This is a genomic window from Nucisporomicrobium flavum (genome assembly GCF_016464385.1).
In the GTDB taxonomy this organism is placed as follows: domain Bacteria; phylum Actinomycetota; class Actinomycetes; order Mycobacteriales; family Micromonosporaceae; genus Actinoplanes; species Actinoplanes flavus_A.
Map to the genome: position 1 here is coordinate 602,961 of NZ_JADMLH010000001.1, position 25,699 is coordinate 628,659.

The following is a 25,699-nucleotide window of genomic DNA, read 5'->3' on the forward strand; positions in this document are numbered from 1 at the left end:
GTGACCGAGCCCTGGATCATCACCGAGAACACCGACGGCCGCTTCACCGACTCGGTCCGAAACCGTCGCTGAGCTCAAGGCGTGGCTCAACGACAGCGTCCCTCACCTCGACCTTGCACTGGGTCGGGCCTGCTGCCGAGCCCGCTCGTAGCAAACAGTGTGCTCTCGTCGGCGCTCCTCACGGACCATGAACAGCTGATCTTCAATGTGGAGTGTCGCGTGCCTGCACGGATGGCTGATGGTGCTGTGGCGTCGTAGGGCAATGATGGTGTGATGAAGCGACGACGAAGGGTGATCATTGGGATGGGGTTGACGGTCACAGCGGCTCTGGCGGTGGCCGCGCTGCTTTTTGGCCTGCGAGGGGTGGAAGCGGCGAGTTGGCTGGCCGGGGTGGCAAGTCTTGTTGTCGCGATCGCTGCGATGCTGCTGGCCCCGCCGTCTGTGCAGCCGGAAGAACCTGCGGCACCAGCGCCGAGAGGGTCCGTCACAGCATCGGGAGAAGGCTCGGTGGCCACCGGTGGAGACGTCAGCGGCATCGCCTCAACGGGTGATGACACGATCAATATTCAGCGGCAGTGAATCTCTGGGGTCGCCGCGGCGCGTCCAACTCGGCGCCGGTGGGTCCGCCGGGTGTACCGGCATCCGAGAACGTGCCGACGGCGAACGTGCCAGCTGCAGAGGGTGGGCCTGGTTCGATCACCGCTGGACGGGATGTCTCCGGTATCGCGTCGACCGGTCCGAACGCGACAAACATGCAGCTCAACGCCGAGCATGCGACGGTGCTACCGCCGGAGGCGCTGGTTGCGCCCGCCCAGGTAAAGGTTCCGGTCGGAGTGATGAACCTGCCGGCCCGCCCGCAGGTGTTCGTCGGACGCTGCGATGCCCTGGGCGCGCTGGACTCCGCGTCCGCGCATACGGGTCTGATGGCTGTGCAGGTGGTGCATGGCCTGGGCGGTATTGGCAAGAGCACGTTGGCGGCCCGCTGGGCCGACCGGCAGGCCGGCACCTATTACCCGATCTGGTGGATCACGGCCGACTCGGTGGCCGCATTGGACGCTGGCCTGGTAGCGCTCGCCGCCGCCTTGCAGCCAGCATTGGCTGGGGTGCTGGCCTCGGAGGTATTGCGAGAGCGGGCTGTGCAGTGGCTGGCCAGCCACGACGGGTGGCTACTGATCCTGGACAATGTCAACGACCCCGACCACATCACTGACCTCGTCGGACGACTGCCCCGAGGACGCATCGTCATCACCAGCCGCCGAGCCAACGGATGGCCCGACCAGGTGAGCGCTATGTGCCTGACCGTCCTCGATGAGGACGAGGCCGTCGATCTGTTGACGGCAACCTTGGCCCGCGCGCAGATCAGCGCCGCCCGTGAGGATCTGGTCGCGGTGTGCACCCAGCTCGGTTGCCTCCCGCTGGCGGTGCAACAGGCCGGCGCCTACCTCTCGCAGACCGGCATCACCGCACGCGACTATCTCGACCTGCTGGCCCGCTACCCGGCCGTCATGTACGGCGAGGGCGACGAGGGCCGTGCCGGTTGGCAGACCATCGCACGGCTGTGGCGTGTCACCCTCGACCGGCTTACGGATGACCCGCTGGTCGGGCAGGCACTGCGAGTGCTCGCGTTCTTTGCTCCAGAGGTGATCCCCCGCCGCTTGCTTCTCCCGCTGGGTGAGGCGCCGGCGGTTGCCCGCGCTATCGGCAGGCTAGCCGCGTACAACATGATCACCGTTGACTCCGCTGCTGGCACCCTCACTGTGCACCGTCTAGTGCAGGCCCTGGCCCGCACCTCCGACGAGCACGATCCACACCGGCTGTCCGCCGACATCAACGCCGCGCACGCCATCGCCACCGCCACCTTGACAGAGGCTCTGCCGCAGGACCATGCCCATCCGGCGAACTGGCCCGAGTACCGGACCCTCCTGCCGCACCTCGACGCCCTCGTCGCCTGCACCCACCCCAACGCCGACAACGTCGGCACGGCGTGCCTGCTAATCCGGGCCGGACTGTTCCTCCAGACTCAGGGCAATCTTGCTCGCGCCACCGAATACCTGTACCGCGCTCATACCAGCAACCACCGCCTTCTCGGCGAAGAGCACCCGGACACCGTCACCTCGATGAGCCACCTCGCCGGCGTCTACCAAGCGGCCGGCGACTTGCACTCGGCGATCCCTTTGTTCGAGCGGGCCCTAACCGACCGGCGCAGGTTTCTAGGCGATGAGCACCCCGACACGTTGACCGCGATGAACAACCTTGCCCGCGCCTACAATTCGGCTGGGGACCTGGACCGGGCGATCCCACTGTACGAACAGACACTCACCGACCGGCGCCGGGTCCTGGGCGATGATCACCGGCATACGCTGACCTCGGCGAACAACCTCGCCTACGCCTACCGAGCGGGCGGGGAACAGGCCCGGGCGATCCTGCTGTACGAGCAGGTCCTCGACGATCGCCGCCGGCTGCTGGGCGAGGACCACCCGGGCTCCCTCACCTCCATGAACAACCTCGCTTACGCCTACCAGGCACGCGGCGACCTGAACCGGGCGATCCCGCTGTACGAACAGACACTCACCGACCGGCGCCGGGTCCTCGGCGACGACCACCCGCAGACGCTGACCTCGGTGAGCAACCTCGCCCGGGCGTACGAGGCCGCAGGAGACCACGGCCGAGCGATCCCGCTGCAAGAACAGGCCCTCACCGCGCGCCACCGGGTCCTCGGCGACGACCACCCGGACACCCTGAACTCGATGAACAACCTCGCCCACGCTTACCAGACGGCCGGTGACGTGAACCGGGCGATCCCCCTGTACGAGCAAACCCTCACCGACCGGCGCCGGGTCCTCGGCGACGACCACCCACAAACGCTGAACTCGATGAACAACCTCGCCCACGCTTACCAGACGGCCGGTGACCTGATCCGGGCGATCCCCCTGTACGAACAGACACTCACCGACCGGCGCCGGGTCCTCGGCGACGACCACCCAGACACGAAAGCCGTGCAGAAGGATCTTGATGCACTCCTCCGAGACCAGCGTGAGTGAGTACTGAAGAGCCGACCACGGGAGCGACGGCACTCAAGAGATTCGAGTTTCGACCACTCGAATCGTGGGTGACTCGAAAATAGGCAGTGAGTGGGCAGGCGGCAACGCCGGGCGTAGCCCTGGTGGGGCTTTGGCTGGCCGTAGGCCGCTATCCGAGGGCTGCTTCGGTGTGCCGGCCGACGACATGGAGGTTCGGACCTTAGCCCGAGCAGGTATTGTGCGCGGGCGCCAACTGGTTACTTTGACGGTGCGGAATCCGGACTCCGATGCGCATATGCGGATCAGGCACTTCCTCGGAGGTAGCACTTTCAACTCGGACTACCGTCCCCTCTGATCTTGGCGCCAGGCATAGGAGTACCGCACTATTCTCGGCACGAGCGTGCGTCGGGCGCGCCCCGCCGCTCCGCGTGACGGCTCGTCGCCGGCCGCTGAGCGCGGTTGGCGGCAGAAGAGGACGCTTCTGCGGGCTGCGTCGTCGTTTTCAGCAGACGGACTTGTTGTCAAGGTCGTAGCGGTCCGCTGCATCCCACATCGAGACGAATTGCTCATAGAAGTAGTCGAACCACACCTCGTCGCGAGAACGCTCCACCCGGAAGGTGGGCCGCAGGTGGTGCTCACCGTGAAACGACCCGAGCCGCATCTCCATCCGACCTGTATCGAGGCCCGGGTCGTAGGCATACAGCGTGTAGGGAGCCAGGTAATCAATCAATCGGACCTCAAGACCATTGCCCGATTCGGCGACTTCCCGCAGGATCCTCAGGTTGTTCGTGAGCTGCTCCTCCTGCTGCCGTAGGCCCAGGCCCAGCGGCCCGGCACGCAGAACCGACATGTCCATCGCGGCGCTGCCGGGCTTAATCAGGAGGATTCGCACGGCGCACTTGTTCGTGACGGCACGTCGCAAGGATTCCTGGAGGTAGGGGATGTGTCGGGACAGGGTCGTGCCTAACAGCCAGACCTGCTCCCGAGCGTTGGCGACGCTGCGATAAATCTCGTCGACGTCGTCGGTTTCGACGAAAAAGCTGTGCGCAGGGACCGGACCGGTGGCCCGATCGGCGTAGCCGCGTTGCCTAGTACCCGGCTGGGCGGCCATGACGCGTTCGAGCGCGTCGAGCCACGCGCTCACTAACATCTCGTCCTGAACTCTCATCGCGGCCAGGAAGCCGCGCAGCAGCTGGGCGCTTGGCGGTCGTTTGCCTGACAGGGCGTCGCCCACCGTCGCTCTGCGCATCGGCAGGCCGCGGTTCATGCCCCAGGTCTCCAGGTCCCGCACCGAGAGAGATTCGCCGGCCTGGTTCAGCTGCTTCATGCATCGGGCCAGTTCGGCGGGGGTCGTGACGGTGGCGAGTTGCTCGGCGTCCGGAGCCGTGATCTTCACGTTTGTTGCTCTACGTTCGTCAGTCATGGCGCTCAACGTAGCCAGCGCAGAGCCGCCCGCCACCATGCGCCGGACGTTCCTCGGGAGCCTCGGACTTGCGCCGGACGTTCGGACACTCGCCGGACGGTCCGGACACACCACGGAGTAGCTCGGACGGCCAGACAGCTGGTGTCCGGCGCCCGGCCAATGTGGCTCGACGTCCGCCGTTTCAACCCTGTCTGGCGTGATCGGACAGGCCTGCTTGAGCTCCTACCCGGATCGAGGAGGAGTGAGGCATGCGCTACCCAGGCGAACTCGAACAGATAGTGCTCATTCTGCAGCAAGTTTACGGCGACGTGATCGTCGCGTTGATGTCGCAGCCATCGGTTATTAGGTACCTGGTGTATGCCACGATCGCTGTGCGTCTCGTAATCGCGCTACTGCGCTTTGAACAGCAGATCACACGCCTTCTGTACGGCTTGCGGAACCGTCACCCGTCGTGCGTTTGTGGGTGCGCCGCAGTTGCCCGCGACGCCGGTACTCTGAACACCCTGTCCGTGCAAGATTCCACGTCAGGTATGGGCGCCGCCACCACCACCGATATAGCTGCTGATTGAAAAAGGACGCGGGCAGGCACGCCGGACAGCCGCGAACGCAGCCGGTAGCTCGTTCGGTCCGGGTGCCCGTCCCGCGCCAAACACCGTGTCTCCGAAATTTGGTTATCTGCCGTGCCGTCTTGGCGGCGACATGAGACCCTTGCCAAATGTCTTTCAAGATCAAGTGAACTCACATCGCCAGATCCGGACACCGGTCCGGCCGACAGGCACCACTCTGCGTAGTTGATCGGAGTGCCGCGTGCTGGCACCCGGACGCCGAGGCGTCCGCCGTCCCGGACGCGGACGTGCAGATGAGCGGGGACGTCGCCGTCAAGCGGTGAGCCACGCCCACGGTCCGGCGTACGGCCGCCGCCCGCCGGGCGATGTTGTAGGTTCCCGGGATGCAACCGAGGGTCTCCGGCGCCGTACCGGTGTGTTACGTGAAGAACCTGGAACTCAGCCGGGACTTCTACGCTCATTTCGGCTACGCCGAGGTGCGACACGGCGGTGACGGGGACGGCCGGTGGTCGTACGTCCAGAGCGGCGACCAGACCCTCCTGCTGGCCTGCGTGCAGCCGCCGCTGATCCAGGTCGAGCTGCCGCTGCTGATCTACCTGTACGTGGAGGACCTGGCCGCCGTCGGCGAGCGTGTGCGGGCCGCCGGCCTGCCGTGGGAGCTCGTGGGCTATCCCGATCACGCCCCCGGAGGCGAGGCGCGCACCACCGACCCGGACGGCAACGTGGTCCTCGCCGGCCAGCGGGTCGCCGTGGCACCCGGCGACCGGGCCGAGCCGACCGGGTCGGCCGCCGAGTTCTCGCTGATCCAACAGGCCGCCGCGGCCGTACGCCGCCGCGGCAATGCGCCCGCGGCCTGCCAGATCGGGTCGATCGATGGCAGCCCGTGCCCGGAGGCGGCCGAGGTGAAGCTCGCCGACCCGTGGGGCGACACGGTGTGGGGCTGCCTGGCGCACTCGGAGGAGGCGCTGATGCACGCGCGGGCCGCGTTCATCGCCACGGAGGACGGGTACGGCCTGGGTCCGTGGCTGCGCGCCCGGCAGGGCCGTACGCCCCCGGGCTGACCGCTCAGGCGGGCTTGGCGACGGTCAGCAGCACCGCGGCGTCCTCGAGGGCCTCGAGGGTGTGCCGGGAGTCCGGCACGACGAGCAGATCGCCGGGGCCGCCGTCCGCGGAGTGCCCGCCGCCGGCGAGCCGTACCCGGCCCTGGAGCACCTGCAGGGTCGCCTCGCCGGGGCTGTCGTGCTCGTCCAGCTGCCGGCCGGCCAGCAGCACCAGCACGGTCTGCCGCAGCACCCGGTCGCGGCCGCCGACCAGGGTCTGGGCGCTGCGCCCGGACGCCTGCTCGCGGGCGACGGCGAAGTGGTGGTCGAGCAGGGCGGGGAGCGAGAGGGCGTCCACGGTGGCCTCCGTCAGGCGGTGCGGCGGGTGGCGAGGCCGCTCATCTTCACCGCGGTGAAGACGGCCGCGGCCAGGGCCATGTCGGACAACAGCATCAGGCCGATGGCGTAGGAGTGCTCGACGCCGTACACCCAGCCCATGATCAGCGGTGGGACGAAACCGCCGAGGCCGCCGGCGGCGCCCACGACGCCGGTGACCGTACCGACCTTGTCGGCCGGCGCCACCTTGCCGACCAGCGCGAACACCGCGCCGCTGGCGGCGCCGAGCAGCGCGGCCATACCGAGGAAGCAGATCGTCGCGCCGGGCACGAGGGCGGGCTGGAAGGCCTGCGCCACGGCGAACACCGCCGTGCCGGCGAAACACCACACGAGCACGGGTACGGGGTGCAGCCGGTCGGAGAGCCATCCGCCGGTGGGCCGGGCGATGACGGCCAGCACCACGAAACCGGCGGTACGCAGCGCGGCGTCGTCGGGGGTGAGGCCGTACGCGGTGCGCAGGTACGCGGGCAGGTAGACGCTGAACGCCACGAAGCCGCCGAAGCCGATGGCGTACAGGAAGCACAGCTGCCAGGTGATGGTCAGGCGGCTGACGTCGAGGGTGCGCGACCACGCCGACCCGGCCGGGCGTTGCCGTCCCGGTGCATCGCGGAGCAGCAGGAACGCGACCACGGCGTAGACCGCGAGCAGGGCGGCGACCAGCAGGAACGGCGTGTTCTTCCCGTACGCGTCGGCCAGCCGTACGGTGCTGAAGTTGGCGACGGCGGTGCCACCCATGCCGACGCCGAACACGCCGATCGCGAAGCCCTTGCGGGCCGGCGGGTACCAGCCGGAGACCAGCGGCACGCCCACGGCGAACGCGGTGCCGCCGATGCCGAGGAAGAAGCCGGTCACGATCAGGGCCCCGTACGACGACACCGCCGTCAGCGTCAGCACCGGGATGATCGTCACCAGGCTGACCAGCGGGAACATGATCCGGGCGCCGTACCGGTCGGTGAGCGCGCCGACCGGGATGCGCCCGAGCGAGCCCACCACGACCGGCACGGCGACCAGCAGCGACTGGGCGGCGAAGCTCAGCCCGAGGCGTTCCTTGACGCCGGGACCCAGCGGCCCGAGCAGCGCCCAGGCCCAGAAGTTGACCGTGAAGCCGATCGTCGCGAGCGCGAGGTTGCGCCCGGCTCCGGCGGGGGCCGCCGCCGCGGGCGGGCCCGGCCGGGTCGTGGCGTCGGTGGCAGCCATGTCCCCTACCTCCGGGTCGCCCGGGTCTTGGGTGCGGTGGGCGGGCCCTCCCAGCCGGGCCGGCTCGGGCGCAGGCCGGGCCGGGTGTCGCGGGAGCGGTAGACCACGTACGGGCGGGTCAGGTAGCCGACCGGCGCGCTGAACGCGTGCACGAGCCGGGTGAACGGCCAGAACGCGAACAGCGCGAACGCCACGATCACGTGCGTCTGGAACGTGGTGGGCACGCCGGCCATCAGGTCCGGGTCGGGCTGCAGGTAGAACAGCGAGCGGAACCACGGCGAGACGGTCTCGCGGTAGTCGTAGCCGTCCCCGGCGACGTTGGCCTTGAGCGTGGCCCAGAGCCCGCAGACGATGACGGCCGCGAGGACCACATACATCGCCTTGTCGTTCTTGGTGGTCGCGGCGAAGACGGGCCCGGTGAGCCGGCGGCGGGCGATGAGGATCGCCATGCCGATCAGCGTGCACAGGCCCGCGACCGTGCCGACGAACACCGCGGTCAGGTGGTACATGTGCTCGGTGACGCCCACGGCCTCGGTCCAGGACTTCGGGATGAGCAGGCCGCCGATGTGCCCGACCAGCACCATGAGCACGCCGAAGTGGAACAGCGGGCTGCCCCAGCGCAGCACGGCGCTCTCGTACAGCTGGGAGGAGCGGGTGGTCCAGCCGAACTTGTCGTAGCGGTACCGCCAGATCAGCCCGCCCACGAGCACGGCGATGGCGAGGTACGGGTAGACGACCCATAGCAGGACGTTCATCGGCGGCCTCCGGTGGTGTCGACGAGCCCGTACGGTTCCAGCCCGACCAGCTCGGTGGGCGGCCCGGTGCGGGCGAGCGCGGCCACGGCCCGCAGCTCCTCCGGCCCGGGCGGCGGGAGCATCTCCCGGACGGCGGCCACCGCGTGCCGGTAGACCGACTTCTCCCGGGCCAGCGACTCGCCCAGCAGGTCGAGGCCGACGCGGTTGTCGCGCAGCAGCCGCCATCCGCCGTCGTGGAAGGCGGCCAGGTCGAGCACCGCGGGCAGGTGGTCCGGCAGCTCGCCGTCGACCACCTCGAGCCCGGCGTGCTTGTACGCGGCGGCGAACACCACGAGCGCCTCCCCGCGCTTCCGGGTGTCGCCGCAGCTGTAGTACGTCAGGTGCAGCGCGCACCGCCGGCGGAAGTCGAACACCTCGACGTACTCGGCGGCGAGCCGGCCGGGGTCGGTGTCGCGGCGGTACTCGGCGACCGGGCGCAGGTGCCCGGCGATGCCCCCGGGGAGCTCGTCCAGTGCCGCGGTCAGCGTGGGCAGCGCCGCGAGGGCGGCCTCGTCGGGGTAGCGCAGCAGCAGCGAGGCGGCGCGCGCGGCGACCGCCCGCCAGGTCGGCTCACTCATCGGCGGATCCGTCCTTGCGTGGCGGGAAGAGCCCGGCGGGCTTGCCCTTGCCGTCCCAGTTGAGCAGGTTGACGCGGCGCGGCTCGTCGCCGGGATCGGTGAAACCGTCGGCGGTCTGCCGATCGCGCAGCATGTGGAACGTCTCCACCTGCACCGGCGCGGCCGTGCCGGAGGCCTCGCCGAACGGGCCGGTCTGGTACATGCCGGGGCCGCCCTCGAAGTCGAGGCTGCACTCGGTGCCCATCTGCTCCAGCTTGTGGGCGTCCTCGGCGTGCGCGGCGGGGATGACGTACCGCTCGTCGTACTTGGCGATGGCCAGCAGCCGGTACATGTCGTCCATCTGCTGCCCGGTGAGCCCCACGGCGGCGGCGATCGTCTCGTCGCGCTCCTCGCCGAGGTTGATCCGGCGCTGGTACGAGCGCATCGCCGCGAGCCGGTTGAGCACGCCGCGCACCGGCTCGGTGTCACCGGCGGTGAACAGGCCGGCGAGGTACTCCATCGGGATACGCAGCGCGTCGACGGCGCCGAAGAGGTTGTGCGCGTCCTCGCCGTCGTGGCCGGTGTCGCGCAGCACGTCGACGACCGGCGACAGCGGCGGGATGTACCAGACCATCGGCATGGTGCGGTACTCCGGGTGCAGCGGCAGTGCGACCTCGTACTTCATGATGAGGTCCCAGATCGGGGACCGGCGGGCCGCCTCGATCCAGTCGTCGGGGATGCCGGCCCGGCTCGCGGCGGCCGCCACCTGCGGGTCGTGCGGGTCGAGGAACACCGAGCGCTGGGCGGCGTACAGGTCCTTGTCGTCCTTGACCGACGCCGCCTTCTGCACCGCGTCGGCGTCGTACAGCATCAGGCCGAGGTAGCGCAGCCGGCCCACGCACGTCTCCGAGCAGATGGTGGGCTGGCCGATCTCGATGCGCGGGAAGCAGAACGTGCACTTCTCCGCCTTGCCGGTGCGGTGGTTGAAGTACACCTTCTTGTACGGGCACCCGGTCACGCACATCCGCCAGCCGCGGCACCGGTCCTGGTCGACGAGCACGATGCCGTCCTCGGCGCGCTTGTAGATCGCGCCGGACGGGCAGGACGCCGCGCAGGACGGGTTGAGGCAGTGCTCGCAGATGCGCGGCAGGAAGAACAGGAACGACTTCTCGTACTCCTGCTTCACCCGGTCCGACACCTGCTGCAGCACCGGGTCACCGGCCGCGATCTCGTTGCCGCCGGCGAGCGAGTCGTCCCAGTTCGCCGACCACGTGACCTTGGTGTCCTGGCCGGTGAGCAGCGACTTCGGCCGGGCCACCGGGGTGTCGTCGCCGGCCGGGGCGGTGAGCAGGTGCTCGTAGTCGTACGTCCAGGGCTCGTAGTAGTCCTGCATCGCCGGCAGCTTGGGGTTCGCGAAGATGCTGAACAGCTTCTTCACCCGGCCACCCGCGCGCGGCTTGAGCCGGCCGGCGCGGGTACGCACCCAGCCGCCCTGCCACTTCTCCTGGTCCTGGTACGTGCGCGGATACCCCTGCCCGGGGCGGGACTCCACGTTGTTGAACCAGACGTACTCCACACCGGAGCGGTTGGTCCACGCCTGTTTGCACGTCACCGAGCAGGTGTGGCAGCCGATGCACTTGTCGAGGTTCATGACCATCGCCATCTGGGCCATCACGCGCATCAGTACTGCACCTCCTGCGAGCGGCGGCGGATGACCGTGACCTCGTCGCGCTGGTTGCCGGTGGGACCGAGATAGTTGAAGGCGAACGACAGCTGGGCGTACCCGCCGATGAGGTGGGTCGGTTTCACCAGCAGGCGGGTCAGGGAGTTGTGGATGCCGCCTCGGCGCCCGGTCCGCTCGGCCTTCGGCACGTCGATGACGCGTTCCTGCGCGTGGTACATGTACACCGTGCCCTCGGGCATCTTGTGGGTCACCACGGCGCGGCACACCACGACGCCGTTGCGGTTGACCGCCTCGATCCAGTCGTTGTCGCGTACGCCGATCTTGGCCGCATCCGTCTCGCTCATCCACATCGTCGGGCCGCCGCGCGACAGCGTCAGCATGATCAGGTTGTCCTGGTACTCGGAGTGGATCGACCACTTCGAGTGCGGCGTCAGGTAGCGCAGGGTGATCTCGAGCTCGCCGTGCTTGCCGAGCCGGGGCTCGCCGAAGAGTTTGTGCATGTCCAGAGGTGGCCGGAAGATCGGCAACGCCTCGCCCGCCTCGTGCATCCAGTCGTGGTCGAGGAAGAACTGCTGCCGGCCGGTGAGCGTGTGCCACGGCTTGAGCCGCTCGGTGTTGATGGTGAACGGCGAGTACCGCCGGCCACCGTGCTCGCTGCCGGACCATTCCGGGCTGGTGATGACCGGTACGGGCCGCGCCTGGGTGTCGGCGAAGGTGATCTGCTTGCCCTCGTGCTCGCGGGCCAGGTCGGCCAGTCGCACGCCCGTACGCTTCTCCACGTCCTCGAAGCCGGCGGTGGCCACCCGGCCGTTCGTCGTGCCGGAGAGCGCCAGAATCGCCTCGCACGCCTGCACGTCCTTGGCCAGTGAGGGCCGGCCGTCGGCGACCCCGCCGCGCACCGGGCCGTTCTTGCGCCGCAGGTATTCGATCTCCGGGGTGACGTCGACGGCGACGCCCTTGCCGCTCGTGCCCAGCGTGTCCAGCAGCGGCCCCAGCGCGGCGAGCTTCTGGTCGATGACGCCGTAGTCGCGCTCCACCACGACGATCTTCGGCATGGTCCGGCCGGGTACGGGCATCTCGCCGGTCTCGGCCCAGTCGCGCACCACGCCGTGCGGGGTGGCCATGGCGTCCGGGGTGTCGTGCAGCAGCGGCGCGGCGACCAGATCCTTGCGGACGCCCAAGTGGTCCTTGGCGAGCGTGGAGAACGCCTTCGCGATGCCGTGGAACGCGTCGAAGTCCGTACGCGTCTGCCACGGCGGGTTGATGGCCGGGGTGAACGCGTGCACGAACGGGTGCATGTCGGTGCTGTTGAGGTCGTGCTTCTCGTACCAGGTCGCCGCCGGCAGCACGATGTCCGAGAACAGCGTCGTCGACGTCATCCGGAAGTCCAGGCTCAGCAGCAGGTCGAGCTTGCCCTCCGGGGCCTGGTCGGGCCACACCACGTCCTTGGGACGCAGCTGCGGTTCCGCCTCCTCGGCGCGCAGGTTGGAGTCGGTGCCGAGCAGGTGCCGCAGGAAGTACTCGTTGCCCTTCGCCGACGAGCCGAGCAGGTTGGCCCGCCACACCGTCAGCACCCGCGGCCAGTTCTGCGGGTCGTCCGGATCGGTGCAGGCGAACTGCAGCCGGCCGGCGTGCAGCTCACCGGCCACATAGCTCGCCGGGTCGCCCGAGGCCACCGCCTCGTCGGCCAGGTCCAGCGGGCTGCGGTCGAACGTGGGCATCGACGGCATCCAGCCGAGCCGAGCCGACTGCGCCAGCAGGTCCATCGTGTGCTTGCCCCGGAACGTGCCCGTCCCGGTCGGCGAGGACACCACGTCCGCCGAGTACGTGTCGTAGCGCCACTGATCGGTGTGGGTGTACCAGAACGCGGTGCCGATCATCTGGCGCGGGGGGCGTACCCAGTCCAGGCCGAACGCCAGCTGCGCCCAGCCGGTCACCGGCCGGCACTTCTCCTGCCCCACGTAGTGCGCCCAGCCGCCGCCGTTGACGCCCTGGCAGCCGGTCAGCGTGACCAGCGCGAGGATCGCCCGGTACGTCGTGTCGGAATGGAACCAGTGGTTGGTGCCGGCCCCGAGCAGGATCATCGAGCGGCCGCCGGACTTCTCCGCGTTGTCGGCGAACTCGCGCGCCACCCGGGCCACCTGCGCCGCCGCCACGCCCGTGATCGGCTCCTGCCACGCCGGCGTGTACGGCACCTCCGGGTCGTCATACCCGGACGGCCACTGCCCGGGCAGGCCGTCGCGGGCCACGCCGTACTGGGCCAGCATCAGGTCGAACACGGTGGTGACCAGCTTGCCGCCGACCGTACGGGTGGGCACGCCGCGGCGCAGCACGCCCGGGGTGTCGGTGTCGAACCGGGGCAGGGCCACCTCGACCGCGTCGCCCTCGCCGAGGCAGGTCAGCGCGGGCTCGAGGTCGCCCAGGTCCAGGTTCCACTGGCCCGCCTTCTCGCCCCAGCGGTGCCCCAGCGAACCGCGCGGCACCGCGGGCGCGTCCGTGGCGGAGTCCCACAGCACGGTGCGGAACGCGGCCTCCTTGTCGCTCTCCCCCAGGTCCTCGGCGGTGAGGAACTTCCCCGGCCGGTGGGTGCCGTCCGCGCCCGGCTCCAGCGTGATGAGGAACGGCAGGTCGGTGAACTTGCGGACGTAGTCCACGAAGCGCGGCGTGCGGCGCGCGACGAAGAACTCCTTCAGGATCACGTGGCCCATGGCCATGGCGAGGGCACCGTCGGTGCCGGGCTGCGCGGGCATCCACTCGTCGGCGAACTTGACGTTGTCGGCGAAGTCGGGGCTGACCACGATGACCTTCTGCCCCCGGTAGCGGGCCTCGGCCATCCAGTGCGCGTCCGGCGTGCGCGTCACCGGGACGTTCGAGCCCCACATCATCAGGTACGAGGCGTCCCACCAGTCACCGGACTCGGGCACGTCGGTCTGGTCGCCGAACACCTGCGGGGACGCGACGGGCAGGTCGGCGTACCAGTCGTAGAAGGACAGCATCGAGCCGCCGATCAGCGACATGAACCGGGCGCCGACCGCGTGCGAGACCATCGACATCGCCGGGATCGGCGAGAAGCCCGCGACCCGGTCGGGACCGTACCGCTGGATCGTGTGCACGTGCGCGGCGGCGGCGATCTCCTGCGCCTCGTCCCAGGTGACGCGCACGAGGCCGCCCTTGCCGCGGGCCTTCTGGTAGCGCCGGCGCCGCTCCGGGTCGTCCTGGATGTCCGCCCAGGCCGCGACGGGGTCGCCGAGGCGCTGCTTGGCCTCGCGGTACATCTCCAGCAGCACGCCACGCGCGTACGGGTACCGCACGCGCGTCGGCGAATACGTGTACCAGGAGAACGCGGCGCCACGCGGGCAGCCACGCGGCTCGTACTCGGGGCGGTCGGGGCCGACGCTGGGATAGTCGACCTGCTGCTGCTCCCACGTGATGATGCCGTCCTTGACGTACACCTTCCACGAGCAGGAGCCCGTGCAGTTCACGCCGTGGGTGGAGCGCACCACCTTGTCGTAGGACCAGCGGTCACGGTAGAAGGCGTCCGCCTCTCGACCGCCGATCTGGTACAGGGCCCGGCCGTCCGGTGACACCTCGGCCCGCCGTACCAGTCCTCCGAAGCCCAGCAGGGCCCGTCCCGCCGCGCCGGCCGCGTCTGCCATCCGGACAACCCCACTTCGCCGTTTCCGTGCCTGCAGATCCGATTCGATCAAAGTTTGGCCCCGTACAACGGGCAAAACCCGGGACTAAAGTCCCTATGTCCCTCCTGCAGGGGTGGGATGGCGGCCGATATACCGTCGGGGTCATGGCAGCCTCACCCGCTGCGGCCGACCGGGCCGCGCTCCTCGATGTGGTGCGGGTGGCCGGCGGCGTGAGCGCGGCGGAGGTGGCGGACCGGGCCGGGCTGCCCGTCTCCACGGCCCGTGACCACCTCGACGCGCTGGTGGCGGCCGGGTTGCTCGCGAAGGCGCGGGCGAGCGCCGGCCTGCCGTACCGGCCGGCGTGGCGGTACCGCGCCGTGACGGACGACCCCACCTCGTCAGCGTACGGGCGATTGCTCACCGCGGTGCTGGAACACCTCGGCGACGAGGCCGCGGACCGGGCGGTGGCCGACCGGGTGGGGCGGCGCTGGGGTGGCCTGCTCGCCGACGCGTGCGACGACGGCCGGGACCCCGTCGACGCCCTCGTCGCGGTCCTCGACGCGCTGGGCTTCACCCCCCGCGTCGCCGCCGCCGGCGACACCACGGAGGTGTGGCTGCGCACCTGCCCGTACCTGGCTCTCGTGCGGGACAATCCCGACGCCATGTGCCGCATCCACGCCGGTGTCATCCGCGGGGCGCTGCACCGCACGGGCGCCGACGACGACACCGCCGTGCTGGAACCGTTCGCCGGTCCCGAGGGCTGCGTCGTGCGCCTGCCCGCCGCCGGGCCGGACCCTAGCGTCTCGCGCGGAGCGCGGGAAAGGAGAACCATGGACGCCACCGGTTTCACCCGGGACCGCGACGGCGCGGGGCGGGCCAGGAACTCCCGCCCGCGCGACGCGCTGGGCCGGCCGTTGCCGTACGGGCTGCCCGGCGTGCCCACCACGCCGGAGGACGTGGTGCTGAGCCCGGCCGAGGCGCTCGAGGAAGCCCAGCGCCTGCTCGACGACGGCCGCCCGTTCCACGCCCACGAGGTGCTGGAGGGCGCGTGGAAGCAGGCGCCCGAGCCGGAACGGGAACTGTGGCGCGGCCTGGCCCAGCTCGCGGTCGGCGTGACGCACCGAGCGCGGGGCAACGACACGGGCGCGGCCCGGCTGCTGCAGCGGGCGGCCGACCGGATCGCCGCGTACGCCGGCACCGCCCCGCACGACATCGACGCGGCGGGCGTGTCGGCCTGGGCGGCCGCGCTCGCCGACCGCCTCCAGAACGGCGGAACGGGCGAGGAGCCACCGGTACGCCTCACCCGGTGAGCACAGCGGCGCCCCCGTCGCTCCGTCAGCGGGCGAGGCGGGGGCGCCGTTGCGAAATCACGGGTGTCAGCCGAGGGTGCGGCGGCCCTGCTCGCCGGGGACGTCGGCCTCGATGTGCTCCTTGCGCACCTCGCCGCCGACGGTCTGCTGCTCGGTGACCGTCTCCTTGTTCAGGCGTACGCGCTCGACCGGCACGGCCTCGGTGTCCACGACCGGGCGCTCGGCGTGCAGCGTCACCTCGTGCTCTTCCTCGCTGATGTCCGGACCGCTGAACGCCCGGTCCGCGTTGGCCTCGGTGATGGGCTCGCGCTCGATGCGGACCTCCTCGTGCGAGACCGGCACGGTGACCTGCTGCTGCTCGGTCACGACGTACTTGCGCAGCCGCGCCCGGCCGACCTGCTCGCGCTCGGTGCCGACGTTCAGCCGCTCCTCGGAGCGGGTCATGGCGTCGTCGGTCGTGGGACCGGAGGTGTCATAGCCCACGGTCTCCCGGTCCTGCGTGCCGGCGTAAGAGGCGTTCCCGGCCGCGGCGCCGGCCTGGTACGCGTGGTAGCTGTCGTCCCAGCTGAGGTTGTAGTAGTCGTACAGCCGGGTCACTTCGTCCTCGGCCAGCGGCTCGTCGTCCGCGGCGTCCACGTTCGGGGCGTCCTTCACCACGGCCTTCTCGAACGGCACGATCAGCCGGTCGCCCTGCAGGTCGGCGTCCTGCAGCGGGATCATCGACTCGTTGAGCCCGAACAGCCCCGTCTTGACGCTCGCCCACGCGGGCCGGCCCACGCCGTCGCCCCACACCTGACCGATGCTGCCGATCTTGTCACCGTCGCGGTCGTAGACCTCGCGGCCGTACAGAGAATGGATCTGTTCCTGCGCGATCATGGTTCTCCCCTCTCGCTGGTGTGACCCTCAGCTACCCACCGCGCACGGCTCCATGCGGTTCAAAGATCACTATTTTGGGTGCTGACCAGCGGGTTTAGGCGAGAAACCGGACGGCGGGGAGCAACCGCTCATCACGGACGGTAAGGCAGCCGGACGGTGACGGTCGTGCCCTCCGCCGGCCGGGAGGTGAGCACGATCGTGCCGTGGTGACGCTCCACCACCGCCCGGCTGAGCGCGAGCCCGAGGCCCGCCCCGGAGATGCCGGAGTGCCGGGCGTTGCCGGCCCGGTAGAGGCGCCGGAACACCCGCGACTGGTCCTCGGCCGGGACCCCGATGCCCGCGTCCGACACCGCCACCACTGCCGCGTCGTCCTCGGCGGTCAGGCGTACCCGCACCGCCGAGTCGTCCGGGCTGAACTTGACGGCGTTGTCGAGCAGGTTCTCCACCACCTGTTCCAGCCGCCGCCGGTCGCCTGTGAACGGGACACTGTCCGGCGCGTCGACCTCGATCGCGATCCGGTGCTCGCCGGCAGCGGGCGTGGCGGTCTCCACGGCCGCGGCGACCACGGCTGTGAGGTCGGTGTCCGCGACGGTCAGGCTCGCGTCGCCGGACTCCAGCGCGGCGAGGTCGAGCAGCTGCTCGACGATGTGGCGCAGCCGTACGTTGTTGCGTTCGACCACGTCCAGCAGCGGGCGGATGTCGCCGACCGGGGTGGCATCGTCCGACTCCGCGATGAGCTCGGTGTACGCGCCGATGGAGGTCAGCGGGGTCCGCAGCTCGTGCCCGACCAGGGCGATGTATTCGTCCGTCGCGGCCGCCAGATGCACGCTGAGGTCCTCGGCCCGGCGCTGCTCCAGGTACGCGCCGATGTTGCCGGTGATGCCGCTGAGCAGGACGGTCAGGGCGGACTCCGGCTCCTGTGGACAGTACGTGAAGAACGTCAGCACGCCGGTGACCCGGTCGCCGCTGCGCACCGGTACGGCGCCGGCGGCCCGGTAGTCGCTGCTCGCCCGCACATCGGGCAGCACCGGCGAATCGGGCGCGTGGATGTCGGGTACCCACATCAGCTCGCCCCGGTCCCAGCTCTGGCCCGCGAGCCCCTGCCCGCGCTCGAAACTCGCCGGCAGGGGCAGCGGCCGTTCGCCCGGGCCGTGGTACGTGGCGGCCGGCCGCAGCCGCGCGGTCATCTGGTCGAGCAGCCACAGCCGCACGTACGGCCAGTCGAGGCTCTCGCCGACGGCCCGCACCACGGCCTCGGCGGCGGTGGCCGTGTCGGAGCCGGCCGCCAGCACCTCGAGCACCCTCGTCTTGCACAGCTCGTACTGGCGGGACCGGTGCTCGCCGGTGACGTCGTGCACGGCGGCGACCGCGCCGAGCACCGCGCCGGCGGCGTCACGGACCGGCCGGGCGTTGATGTCCAGCCAGCGGGGCCGACCCATCCGGTCGTGGATGAGCGCGTCGGCGTGCCGGACGTCCTCGCCGCCCAGCGCCCGCACCAGCGGCAGCTGCTCGGCGGTGAGCGGGGTGCCGTCGTGGTGGCGCAGCACGAAGTGCCGCGGCCACTCGGCGAGCGGAATCTCGCCGCTGTCGTCGCCGAAGAGCTCGTGCATCACCTGGTTGAGCACGATCAGCCGGCCGGAGGCATCGCAGGCCGCCACGCCGACGTCCAGGCTGTGCAGCAGAGCGTCCGCGAAACCGGCCGGGGTGCCCTCGGGCGGTGGGTCGGACGCCGGCGCGGCGCCCGACAGGTACGGCCCCAGCGTCCCGGACAACTGCTGCACGGTGAACGGCTTGGGCACGACCGCCGCGGCGCCGGCCGAGCCCAGCCGCGGGTCGCTGGGCGGCAGGTACGCGGTGACCAGCACGACCGGGATCTCGGCGAACTCCGGCGCCTCGCGCAGCATCCGGCACATCTGCAGCCCGTTGAGGTACGGCATGTCGACGTCGGCCACGATCAGGTCCGGGTGGTGCTCGGCCACCGCCGCGAGCCCGGCGCGCCCGTCGTCGGCCATCAGCACGTCGTGGCCGAGCCGGCGGACCACCTCGGCGATGGCACGCTGATGGTCCGGGTTGTCCTCGACCACCAGCACCGACGCCATGCCCCCAGGATAAAACGGACTAAAAGGACTTGACTGCCGAACGGCGGAGATCCCTCAGGACGCACCCTTCTGCCGCAGCCACCGCTCGATGCACGTCAGCAGGTCCTCCGCGTCGACCGGTTTCGTGACGTAGTCGCTGGCACCGGAGTCGATGCTCTTCTCCCGGTCGCCGTGCATCGCCTTCGCGGTGACGGCGATGATCGGCAGGCGGGCGTACTTCGGCATCGCCCGGATCGCGGCGGTGGCGGCGTACCCGTCCATCTCCGGCATCATGACGTCCATCAGGATCAGGTCGACGTCGTCGTTCTGGGTCAGCACCTCGATGCCCTTGCGGCCGTTCTCGGCGTACACCACGTCGATGCCGTGCAGCTCCAGGATGTTGGTCAGGGCGAAGACGTTGCGGGCGTCGTCGTCGACCACCAGCACCTTGGTGCCGGCCAGCGCGCCGATGCCGGGCTGTCCCCCGCCTGCGGGTTCCGTCGCCGGCAGCCGCGGGATGACCGTCTCGCCGGTGTCGACGGACAGGTGCAGAGTGATGCGCTCGCGCAGCTCGTCGAGGCTGGGCAGCACCTCCAGCGGCCGGGTGTGCGCCAGCGCCAGTAGCAGCGTCTCCTGGTTGGCCGACAGCGGCCGCCCCTGGTACGCCAGCACCGGAAGGTCCCGCAGGTCGCTGCGGTCGTGCAGGGCCTTGAGGAACGTCGGGCCGCTGTCGTCGGGCAGCGCCACGTCGAGCACGACGGCGTGGAACCGCTGGGCGCGCAGCTCCGCCATGGCGGCCTCGTGGTCCACCGCCGTGCTCACCTGCACGTCGGCGTGGGCTCCGGCGACGGCGGCCGCCGCACCCCGGGCGATCAGCGTGAGCAGCCCGGACGGGTCGGCCTCGACGACGAGCACCCGCCGGGTGTCGCCCGCGAGGACGGGCAGCGTGTCGGGCACGGCCACCGGCTCCGCGACCGCGGGCACGGTGCCGGCCGCGGGCTGGGCCGGCATGTACAGCGTGAAGGTGCTGCCCTGCCCCAGCACGCTCTGGGCCCGGATCTCGCCGCCGAGCAGGTGGGCGATCTCCCGGCTGATCGACAGGCCGAGGCCGGTGCCGCCGTAGCGCCGGCTGGTGGTCCCGTCGGCCTGCTGGAAAGCGTCGAAGATGGCGGACAGCTGCTGCTCCGCGATGCCGATCCCGGTGTCGACCACGCGGAAGGCGACGACGGCGTCGTGCCCGGCCAGCGCCGCGGACAGCTCGTCGGGGCGGGCCCGTTCGATGCGCAGCTGCACGCCGCCGTGCTCGGTGAACTTCACGGCGTTGGAGAGCAGGTTGCGCAGGATCTGCCGCAGGCGCTGCTCGTCGGTGAACAGCCCGGCGGGCACGTCCGGGGCAGTCGACACGTCGAACGCGAGCCCTCGCGAGCTGGTCAGCGGCCGGAACGTCTGCTCCACGTAGTCCAGCAGCACCTTCAGCTCGAAGGCCTCCGGCGTGATGTCCATCTTGCCGGCCTCGACCTTGGACAGGTCCAGGATGTCGTTGATCAGCTGCAGCAGGTCCGTGCCGGCCGAGTGGATGACGGTGGCGTACTCGACCTGCTTGGCGGTGAGGTTGCGGTTGGGGTTCTGCGCCAGCAGCTGGGCGAGGATGAGCAGCGAGTTCAGCGGCGTCCGCAGCTCGTGGCTCATGTTGGCGAGGAACTCCGACTTGTACTTCGAGGCCAGCGCGAGCTGCTGGGCGCGCGCCTCCAGCTCCTGGCGGGCCTGCTCGATCTCGGAGTTCTTCGTCTCGATGTCGTGGTTCTGCCGGGCCAGCAGGCTCGCCTTGTCCTCGAGCTCGGCGTTGGAGCGCTGCAGCTCCTCGGACCGGGCCTGCAGTTCCTCCGAGCGCGCCTGCAGCTCGGCGGCGAGCCGCTGCGACTCGGTGAGCAGCACGTCGGTCCGCGCGTTCGCGACGATGGTGTTGAGGTTGACGCCGATGGTCTCCATCAGCTGGTCCAGGAAGTCGCGGTGCACGTCGGTGAACGGCGCCATGCTGGCCAGCTCGATGACGCCCAGCACCTGGTCCTCGACCACGATGGGCAGCACGACCAGCTGCAGCGGCGCGCTCTCGCCGAGGCTGGAGGAGACGGTGAAGTAGTGCGCGGGCAGCTCGTCGACGACGATGCGGCGCTTGGACACCGCCGCCTGCCCGACCAGCGAGTCGCCCAGCTCGAAGCGACGGCCCGCGCCCCGGTGCCCGTAGCTGCCCACCACCCGCAGCTGCTCCCCGGCGGTCGTGTCGTCCACCAGCAGGAACGTGCCCAGCTGCGCGTTGACCAGCGGCGCCAGCTCGTCCATCACCTGGGCGGCCACCACCTCCAGGTCCCGGTGGCCCTGCATGAGCCCGGAGATGCGTGCCAGGTTGGTCTTGAGCCAGTCCTGCTCCTGGTTGGCCCGGGTGGTCTCGCGCAGCGACTCCACCATGAAGTTGATGTTGTCCTTGAGCTCGGCGACCTCGCCGGACGCGTCGACCGTGATGGAGCGGGTCAGGTCGCCGGTCGCGACCGCGCTGGTCACCTCGGCGATCGCGCGGACCTGGCGGGTGAGGTTGCCGGCCAGCTCGTTGACGTTCTCGGTCAGCCGCTTCCACGTACCGGAGACGCCCTCGACCTCGGCCTGGCCGCCCAGCCGGCCCTCGCTGCCCACCTCCCGCGCCACCCGGGTGACCTCCGCGGCGAAGCTGGACAGCTGGTCGACCATCGTGTTGATCGTCGTCTTCAGCTCGAGGATCTCGCCGCGGGCGTCCACGTCGATCTTCTTGGTCAGGTCGCCCTGGGCCACCGCCGTCGTGACCTGCGCGATGTTGCGGACCTGGCCGGTCAGGTTGTTCGCCATCGAGTTGACGTTGTCGGTCAGGTCCTTCCAGGTGCCGGCCACGTTGGGCACCCGCGCCTGACCGCCGAGGCGGCCCTCCGTACCCACCTCGCGGGCCACCCGGGTGACCTCGTCGGCGAACGCGCCGAGGGTGTCGACCATCGTGTTGATGGTCTGCGCCAGGACGGCGACCTCGCCCTTGGCCTCGACGGTGATCTTCCGGCTCAGGTCGCCCTGCGCCACCGCCGTGGCCACCAGCGCGATCGAGCGCACCTGGTTGGTCAGGTTGGACGCCATGACGTTGACGTTGTCGGTCAGGTCCTTCCACGTGCCGCCGACGTTGAGGACCCGCGCCTGACCGCCGAGGCGGCCCTCCGTACCCACCTCGCGGGCCACCCGGGTCACCTCGTCGGCGAACGCGGACAGCTGGTCGACCATCGTGTTGATGGTCTCCTTGAGCTCGAGGATCTCGCCGCGCGCGTCGACGCGGATCTTCTGGGTCAGGTCGCCGCGGGCCACGGCGGTGGTCACCTCGGCGATGTTGCGCACCTGGGCGGTGAGGTTGTCACCCATGACGTTCACCGACTGGGTGAGGTCCTTCCAGGTGCCGGAGACGCCCTTGACGTCGGCCTGGCCGCCGAGCCTGCCCTCCGTACCCACCTCTCGCGCCACCCGGGTCACCTCGTCGGCGAACGACGACAGCTGCTCGACCATCGTGTTGATGGTGTTCTTCAGCTCGAGGATCTCGCCGCGGGCCGCCACGGTGATCTTCTGCGACAGGTCGCCGCGCGCGACCGCCGTGGCGACCTGCGCGATGCTGCGGACCTGGTTGGTCAGGTTGCCCGCCATCGAGTTCACCGAGTCGGTGAGATCGCGCCAGGTGCCCGCGACGCCGCTGACCTGCGCCTGGCCGCCGAGCCGGCCGTCCGTGCCGACCTCGCGCGCCACCCGGGTGACCTCGTCGGCGAACGAGGAGAGCTGGTCGACCATCGTGTTGATCGTGCTCTTGAGCTCGAGGATCTCGCCGCGCGCGTCGACGGTGATCTTCTGCGACAGGTCGCCGCGCGCGACCGCCGTCGTCACCTGCGCGATGTTGCGGACCTGGTTGGTCAGGTTGCCCGCCATGAAGTTCACCGAGTCGGTCAGGTCGCGCCACGTGCCCGCGACGCCAGGTACCTCGGCCTGGCCGCCGAGCCGGCCCTCGCTGCCCACCTCGCGCGCCACCCGGGTCACCTCGTCGGCGAACGACGACAGCTCGTCGACCATCGTGTTGATGGTGTCCTTGAGCTCGAGGATCTCGCCGCGCACGTCCACGGTGATCTTCTGCGACAGGTCACCCCGCGCGACCGCCGTGGCGACCTGGGCGATGTCGCGGACCTGGTCGGTCAGGTTGCCCGCCATCGCGTTGACGGAATCGGTCAGGTCCTTCCACGTGCCCGACACCCCGGGTACGTCCGCCTGGCCACCCAGCCGCCCGTCGGTGCCCACCTCGCGGGCCACCCGGGTCACCTCGGAGGTGAACAACGACAGCTGGTCCACCATGCCGTTGAAGACCGTGGCGATCTCGCCGAGCAGCCCGTCGCCGTCCTCCGGAAGCCGGGTGCGGAAGTCGCCGTCGCGCACGGCCGTCAGCCCGGCCAGCAGTTGCCGCAGATCAGGGTCGGCCACGGCCGTGCCCCCACCGGCACCGCCCGCATGCCGTGCCACCGCCACGTCCTCGCCCACCGCGATCCTCCTGAAGCGTCCCGCCACCAGCCGAGATCCACTGATCCGGCCCGTAAGTATGCACGGCGGCGCGGGTGCCCGCCCGGGACGTCAGTTCAGGGTTCGGTGCATGGGCTCGTACGGGAACGACAGCCGTACGGTGGTCCGCCCGGGCGCCGACTCGATCACCACGACATCGGCGAGCTGGCGGGCCAGCCACAGCCCCCGGCCGCCCGGCGTGAGGCCGTCCAGGCGCGGGCGGTGATACCCGGCGTCCGGCGGGATCCGGCGGCCACCGGCGTCGTCGCACTGCACGGTCAGCATGCCGGCTTCGTACCAGGCGCGGACGCGTACCGGCGGCAGGCCGTGGCGCAGCCCGTTGGTGGCGATCTCGACCACCGCCACCACGACGTCCTCCGCGGCCGCGGCGCCGAACCCGTGCCCGGCCGCCCACTTGCCCAGCAGCGATCGGAGCGGGCCGAGGGCGGCAACTCCGTCCAGGAGCAGGTCGTGGTCCACCGGTGCGGGCGGGGCGGGCAGAGGCGGATCGCGCCGCGCGGAGAGGTAGCGCTCGGGGGCCAGGTACTGCGCGGACGGCCGCACCCCGTCTGCGGTCACGACGTGGCCGTGCGCCGCCCGTGCCCCGTCGATGACGGCCTGCGGGTGGTTCCGGCTGTCCCAGATGCAGGTGACCGGGCAGGCGTACGGCGCGTACACGTCGTTGCACACCGCCTCGTACGCCAGGTACGCCGCCGAGCGGCCGGGCACGACGTCCACGGTGAGATCGGGCTCGGCGACCACGTGCACGCGCCGCCCGGCCTCGTGCTGCCCGGCCAGGTAGCGCCGGAAGCTCTCGTACGCGAAGCCGAGCCGCTGGTAGAACGCGCCGGGATCGCCCCAGGTCAACCCGTCGGCCAGGGTCCCGGCCGCCGCGGTGAGCACGGCCCGGCTGTGGTCGCTCACGACCATCAGCACCTCGTCGTACCTCCCGGCCGAGCGCCGCAGCTCCGGCACCAGCGCGGCCACCAGCTCGTCGTCCGAGCCGGCGACCACCGCGGCGTGCCGGAACGAGCCGTCGTCCATGAACCAGTTCGATACCCCCCAGACCGCCGGCTACACCGCGTCGCCCCACCGGTTCCTGTTCCTGCTCGTCGGGCCTCGCCGGTGAGCCCGTCGATCAGGTCCACCACCGTCTCCACCGCCCGCCGCCGGACGCCCACCGCCCCCAGCGCCGGCACGCAGACGACGGCGACGCCGTGCACCGGGCCGGCGTGCGCCACGACCGGCCGGCGGGCAACCCGCAGGGACAGGTCCGTCACGCCGATCCGGTTACCGGCTGTGCTGGGAACCCCTGCCTTGCTCGGCCGGAGCGTGACCGGCGACGCCCGTCCGGGTGAGCCGCAGGTCGGCCATCGCCCGCCGGGCGGCGACGGCCAGGCCGAGCGCCAGCAGCGGCAGGCCCACCATGACGGCCACGTCGGCCAGGACGATCCCGGCCGTGACCGCCGGCGCCGTGTGGATGCCGATGACCGTTTCCAGGACCGGCTGCGCCACGGGTACGGTCACGAGCGGTGCGAGCAGCACGGCGACCCGGCCCCGCGCACCGGCCGGCGCCCGGCGCAAGCCCAGCGTGGCCGGCACGGAGCCCAGCACCGGCCGCCGTGCCCGCCGGGCGACGACCAGGAACGCGGCCGTCAGCAGGGACAGCGCCAGCGCCCACGACATGCGGATCGGGCGGAACGCCTCGACGGGCAGCCACACGACGATCGCCGCCGCCTCCACCAGCACCCCCAGCACGGCCAGCGCCGCCGCGGAGCGCCGCAGCCCCACGAGCACGAGGACCGCCACGACCGTCCACACGAGCGCGCGGACCGCCACGTCGCGGACCGGGGCGCCCTCGGCGAAGCCCATCGAGGATGCCAGGTAGAGCCGGCGAACGGCGACGGCGGCGAGCATGACGGCGCCGATCAGCCCGGCGATCGCGGCCGCCTCTCGCCGGGCCGGATCCGGCGACCGGACGGCGCGGCGGGCGCGGGCGCGGGCGGCGAAACCGCACCACAGCAGGTCCGCGGCCTCGCGCAGGGACGGAAGCCGCTGGCCGGGCCGGGCACCGTCCATGAGTACGGCCACCATCTCGTCGGCGTACGCCGACCGGTGCCGCGCCGGGTACACCGCGAGCAGCCGGCGGTACCGCGTCTCCAGGTTCATGAGAAGGCCTCCCCCGGGGTACGGCGCGTCCGCAGCCGGCTCTCGGCGAGCGTGGCCTGCCGGTGCAACCGGGCGGTCTCGGCGGCCAGCCGCTGCTCGCCGACCCCCGTGAGCCGGTAGTAGCGGCGCAGCCGGGACTGCACGACCTCCTCGCGGTCGACCTCGATGAGGCCGTCGGAGCGCAGCCGGTCGAGGGCGGCGTACAGCGTGCCGGCGCGCAACCGCACACGGCCGTCCGTCATGCGGGCCACGTCCTCGATCACGGCGTACCCGTGCTGCGGGGTGGCGGCCAGCGCGGTGAGCACGAGGAAGGTCGGCTCCCGCATCGGTGCTTCGGTCATGCGCGGCAGCATAT

General features: G+C 70.9%; 18 protein-coding genes. 5 read left to right on the forward strand and 13 right to left on the reverse strand.

Features of this window, described 5'->3' with window-relative positions; genetic code table 11:
* Positions 1-273 precede the first annotated feature (273 nt).
* Both IT780_RS02875 and IT780_RS02880 read left to right on the forward strand, forming a co-directional pair.
* On the forward strand, positions 274-579 hold the full coding sequence (locus IT780_RS02875) for a hypothetical protein (RefSeq protein ID WP_199509768.1): 306 nt from the start codon (positions 274-276) through the stop codon (positions 577-579).
* Positions 580-752: 173 nt separating this feature from the next.
* On the forward strand, positions 753-3,041 hold the full coding sequence (locus IT780_RS02880) for a tetratricopeptide repeat protein (RefSeq protein ID WP_199509769.1): 2,289 nt from the start codon (positions 753-755) through the stop codon (positions 3,039-3,041).
* Positions 3,042-3,522: 481 nt separating this feature from the next.
* Here the strand turns inward: IT780_RS02880 and IT780_RS02885 are convergent, their stop codons facing one another.
* Positions 3,523-4,443: a hypothetical protein gene (locus IT780_RS02885; RefSeq protein WP_199509770.1), complete on the reverse strand. Its 921-nt coding sequence runs from the start codon at positions 4,441-4,443 to the stop codon at positions 3,523-3,525.
* Between the two features lie 248 nt (positions 4,444-4,691).
* Here IT780_RS02885 and IT780_RS02890 point away from each other — a divergent pair, with 248 nt between their 5' ends.
* Both IT780_RS02890 and IT780_RS02895 read left to right on the forward strand, forming a co-directional pair.
* Positions 4,692-5,012, forward strand: a complete 321-nt coding sequence (locus tag IT780_RS02890) for a hypothetical protein (protein ID WP_199509771.1) — start codon at positions 4,692-4,694, stop codon at positions 5,010-5,012.
* Positions 5,013-5,392: 380 nt separating this feature from the next.
* A complete protein-coding gene (locus tag IT780_RS02895; protein WP_199509772.1) occupies positions 5,393-6,070 on the forward strand; it encodes a VOC family protein in 678 nt (225 codons plus the stop codon).
* 4 nt (positions 6,071-6,074) lie between these two features.
* Here the strand turns inward: IT780_RS02895 and IT780_RS02900 are convergent, their stop codons facing one another.
* The 6 genes from IT780_RS02900 to IT780_RS02925 are packed head-to-tail and all read right to left on the reverse strand — an operon-like array spanning position 6,075 to position 14,333.
* Entirely contained in the window at positions 6,075-6,407 is a 333-nt protein-coding gene (locus IT780_RS02900; RefSeq protein ID WP_199509773.1) for a cupin domain-containing protein, read from the reverse strand.
* Between the two features lie 11 nt (positions 6,408-6,418).
* Entirely contained in the window at positions 6,419-7,642 is a 1,224-nt protein-coding gene (locus IT780_RS02905) for an MFS transporter (protein WP_199509774.1), read from the reverse strand.
* A 5-nt stretch (positions 7,643-7,647) separates the two neighbouring features.
* Positions 7,648-8,397 carry a respiratory nitrate reductase subunit gamma gene (narI, locus tag IT780_RS02910; RefSeq protein ID WP_199509775.1) on the reverse strand — a complete coding sequence of 250 codons (750 nt, stop codon included), beginning with the start codon at positions 8,395-8,397 and terminating at the stop codon, positions 7,648-7,650.
* Positions 8,394-9,014, reverse strand: coding sequence for a nitrate reductase molybdenum cofactor assembly chaperone (gene narJ / locus IT780_RS02915; RefSeq protein ID WP_199509776.1), 621 nt, complete (start codon positions 9,012-9,014; stop codon positions 8,394-8,396). The genes narI and narJ overlap by 4 nt, the downstream gene beginning before the upstream one ends.
* Complete coding sequence (gene narH / locus IT780_RS02920; RefSeq protein WP_199509777.1) at positions 9,007-10,674, reverse strand: nitrate reductase subunit beta; 1,668 nt, start codon at positions 10,672-10,674, stop codon at positions 9,007-9,009. The genes narJ and narH overlap by 8 nt, the downstream gene beginning before the upstream one ends.
* Positions 10,674-14,333, reverse strand: coding sequence for a nitrate reductase subunit alpha (locus tag IT780_RS02925; protein ID WP_199509778.1), 3,660 nt, complete (start codon positions 14,331-14,333; stop codon positions 10,674-10,676). The genes narH and IT780_RS02925 overlap by 1 nt, the downstream gene beginning before the upstream one ends.
* A 143-nt stretch (positions 14,334-14,476) precedes the next feature.
* Between IT780_RS02925 and IT780_RS02930 the strand changes: the two genes are divergently transcribed.
* The gene (locus IT780_RS02930; protein WP_199509779.1) at positions 14,477-15,622 is read left to right on the forward strand and encodes a DUF309 domain-containing protein; all 1,146 of its coding nucleotides are present in this window, start codon (positions 14,477-14,479) and stop codon (positions 15,620-15,622) included.
* A 66-nt stretch (positions 15,623-15,688) separates the two neighbouring features.
* Here IT780_RS02930 and IT780_RS02935 read toward each other — a convergent pair whose 3' ends face one another.
* The 6 genes from IT780_RS02935 to IT780_RS02960 form a co-directional block, all read right to left on the reverse strand.
* Complete coding sequence (locus IT780_RS02935) at positions 15,689-16,498, reverse strand: DUF2382 domain-containing protein (RefSeq protein ID WP_199509780.1); 810 nt, start codon at positions 16,496-16,498, stop codon at positions 15,689-15,691.
* 131 nt (positions 16,499-16,629) lie between these two features.
* Complete coding sequence (locus IT780_RS02940) at positions 16,630-18,597, reverse strand: ATP-binding protein (protein WP_199509781.1); 1,968 nt, start codon at positions 18,595-18,597, stop codon at positions 16,630-16,632.
* A gap of 54 nt (positions 18,598-18,651) precedes the next feature.
* Complete coding sequence (locus tag IT780_RS02945) at positions 18,652-23,157, reverse strand: HAMP domain-containing hybrid sensor histidine kinase/response regulator (protein WP_199509782.1); 4,506 nt, start codon at positions 23,155-23,157, stop codon at positions 18,652-18,654.
* Between the two features lie 90 nt (positions 23,158-23,247).
* Positions 23,248-24,219, reverse strand: coding sequence for an ATP-binding protein (locus tag IT780_RS02950; RefSeq protein ID WP_199509783.1), 972 nt, complete (start codon positions 24,217-24,219; stop codon positions 23,248-23,250).
* A gap of 246 nt (positions 24,220-24,465) precedes the next feature.
* Positions 24,466-25,344 carry a hypothetical protein gene (locus IT780_RS02955; RefSeq protein ID WP_199509784.1) on the reverse strand — a complete coding sequence of 293 codons (879 nt, stop codon included), beginning with the start codon at positions 25,342-25,344 and terminating at the stop codon, positions 24,466-24,468.
* On the reverse strand, positions 25,341-25,685 hold the full coding sequence (locus IT780_RS02960; RefSeq protein WP_199509785.1) for a PadR family transcriptional regulator: 345 nt from the start codon (positions 25,683-25,685) through the stop codon (positions 25,341-25,343). The genes IT780_RS02955 and IT780_RS02960 overlap by 4 nt, the downstream gene beginning before the upstream one ends.
* Between the last annotated feature and the right edge of the window lie 14 nt (positions 25,686-25,699).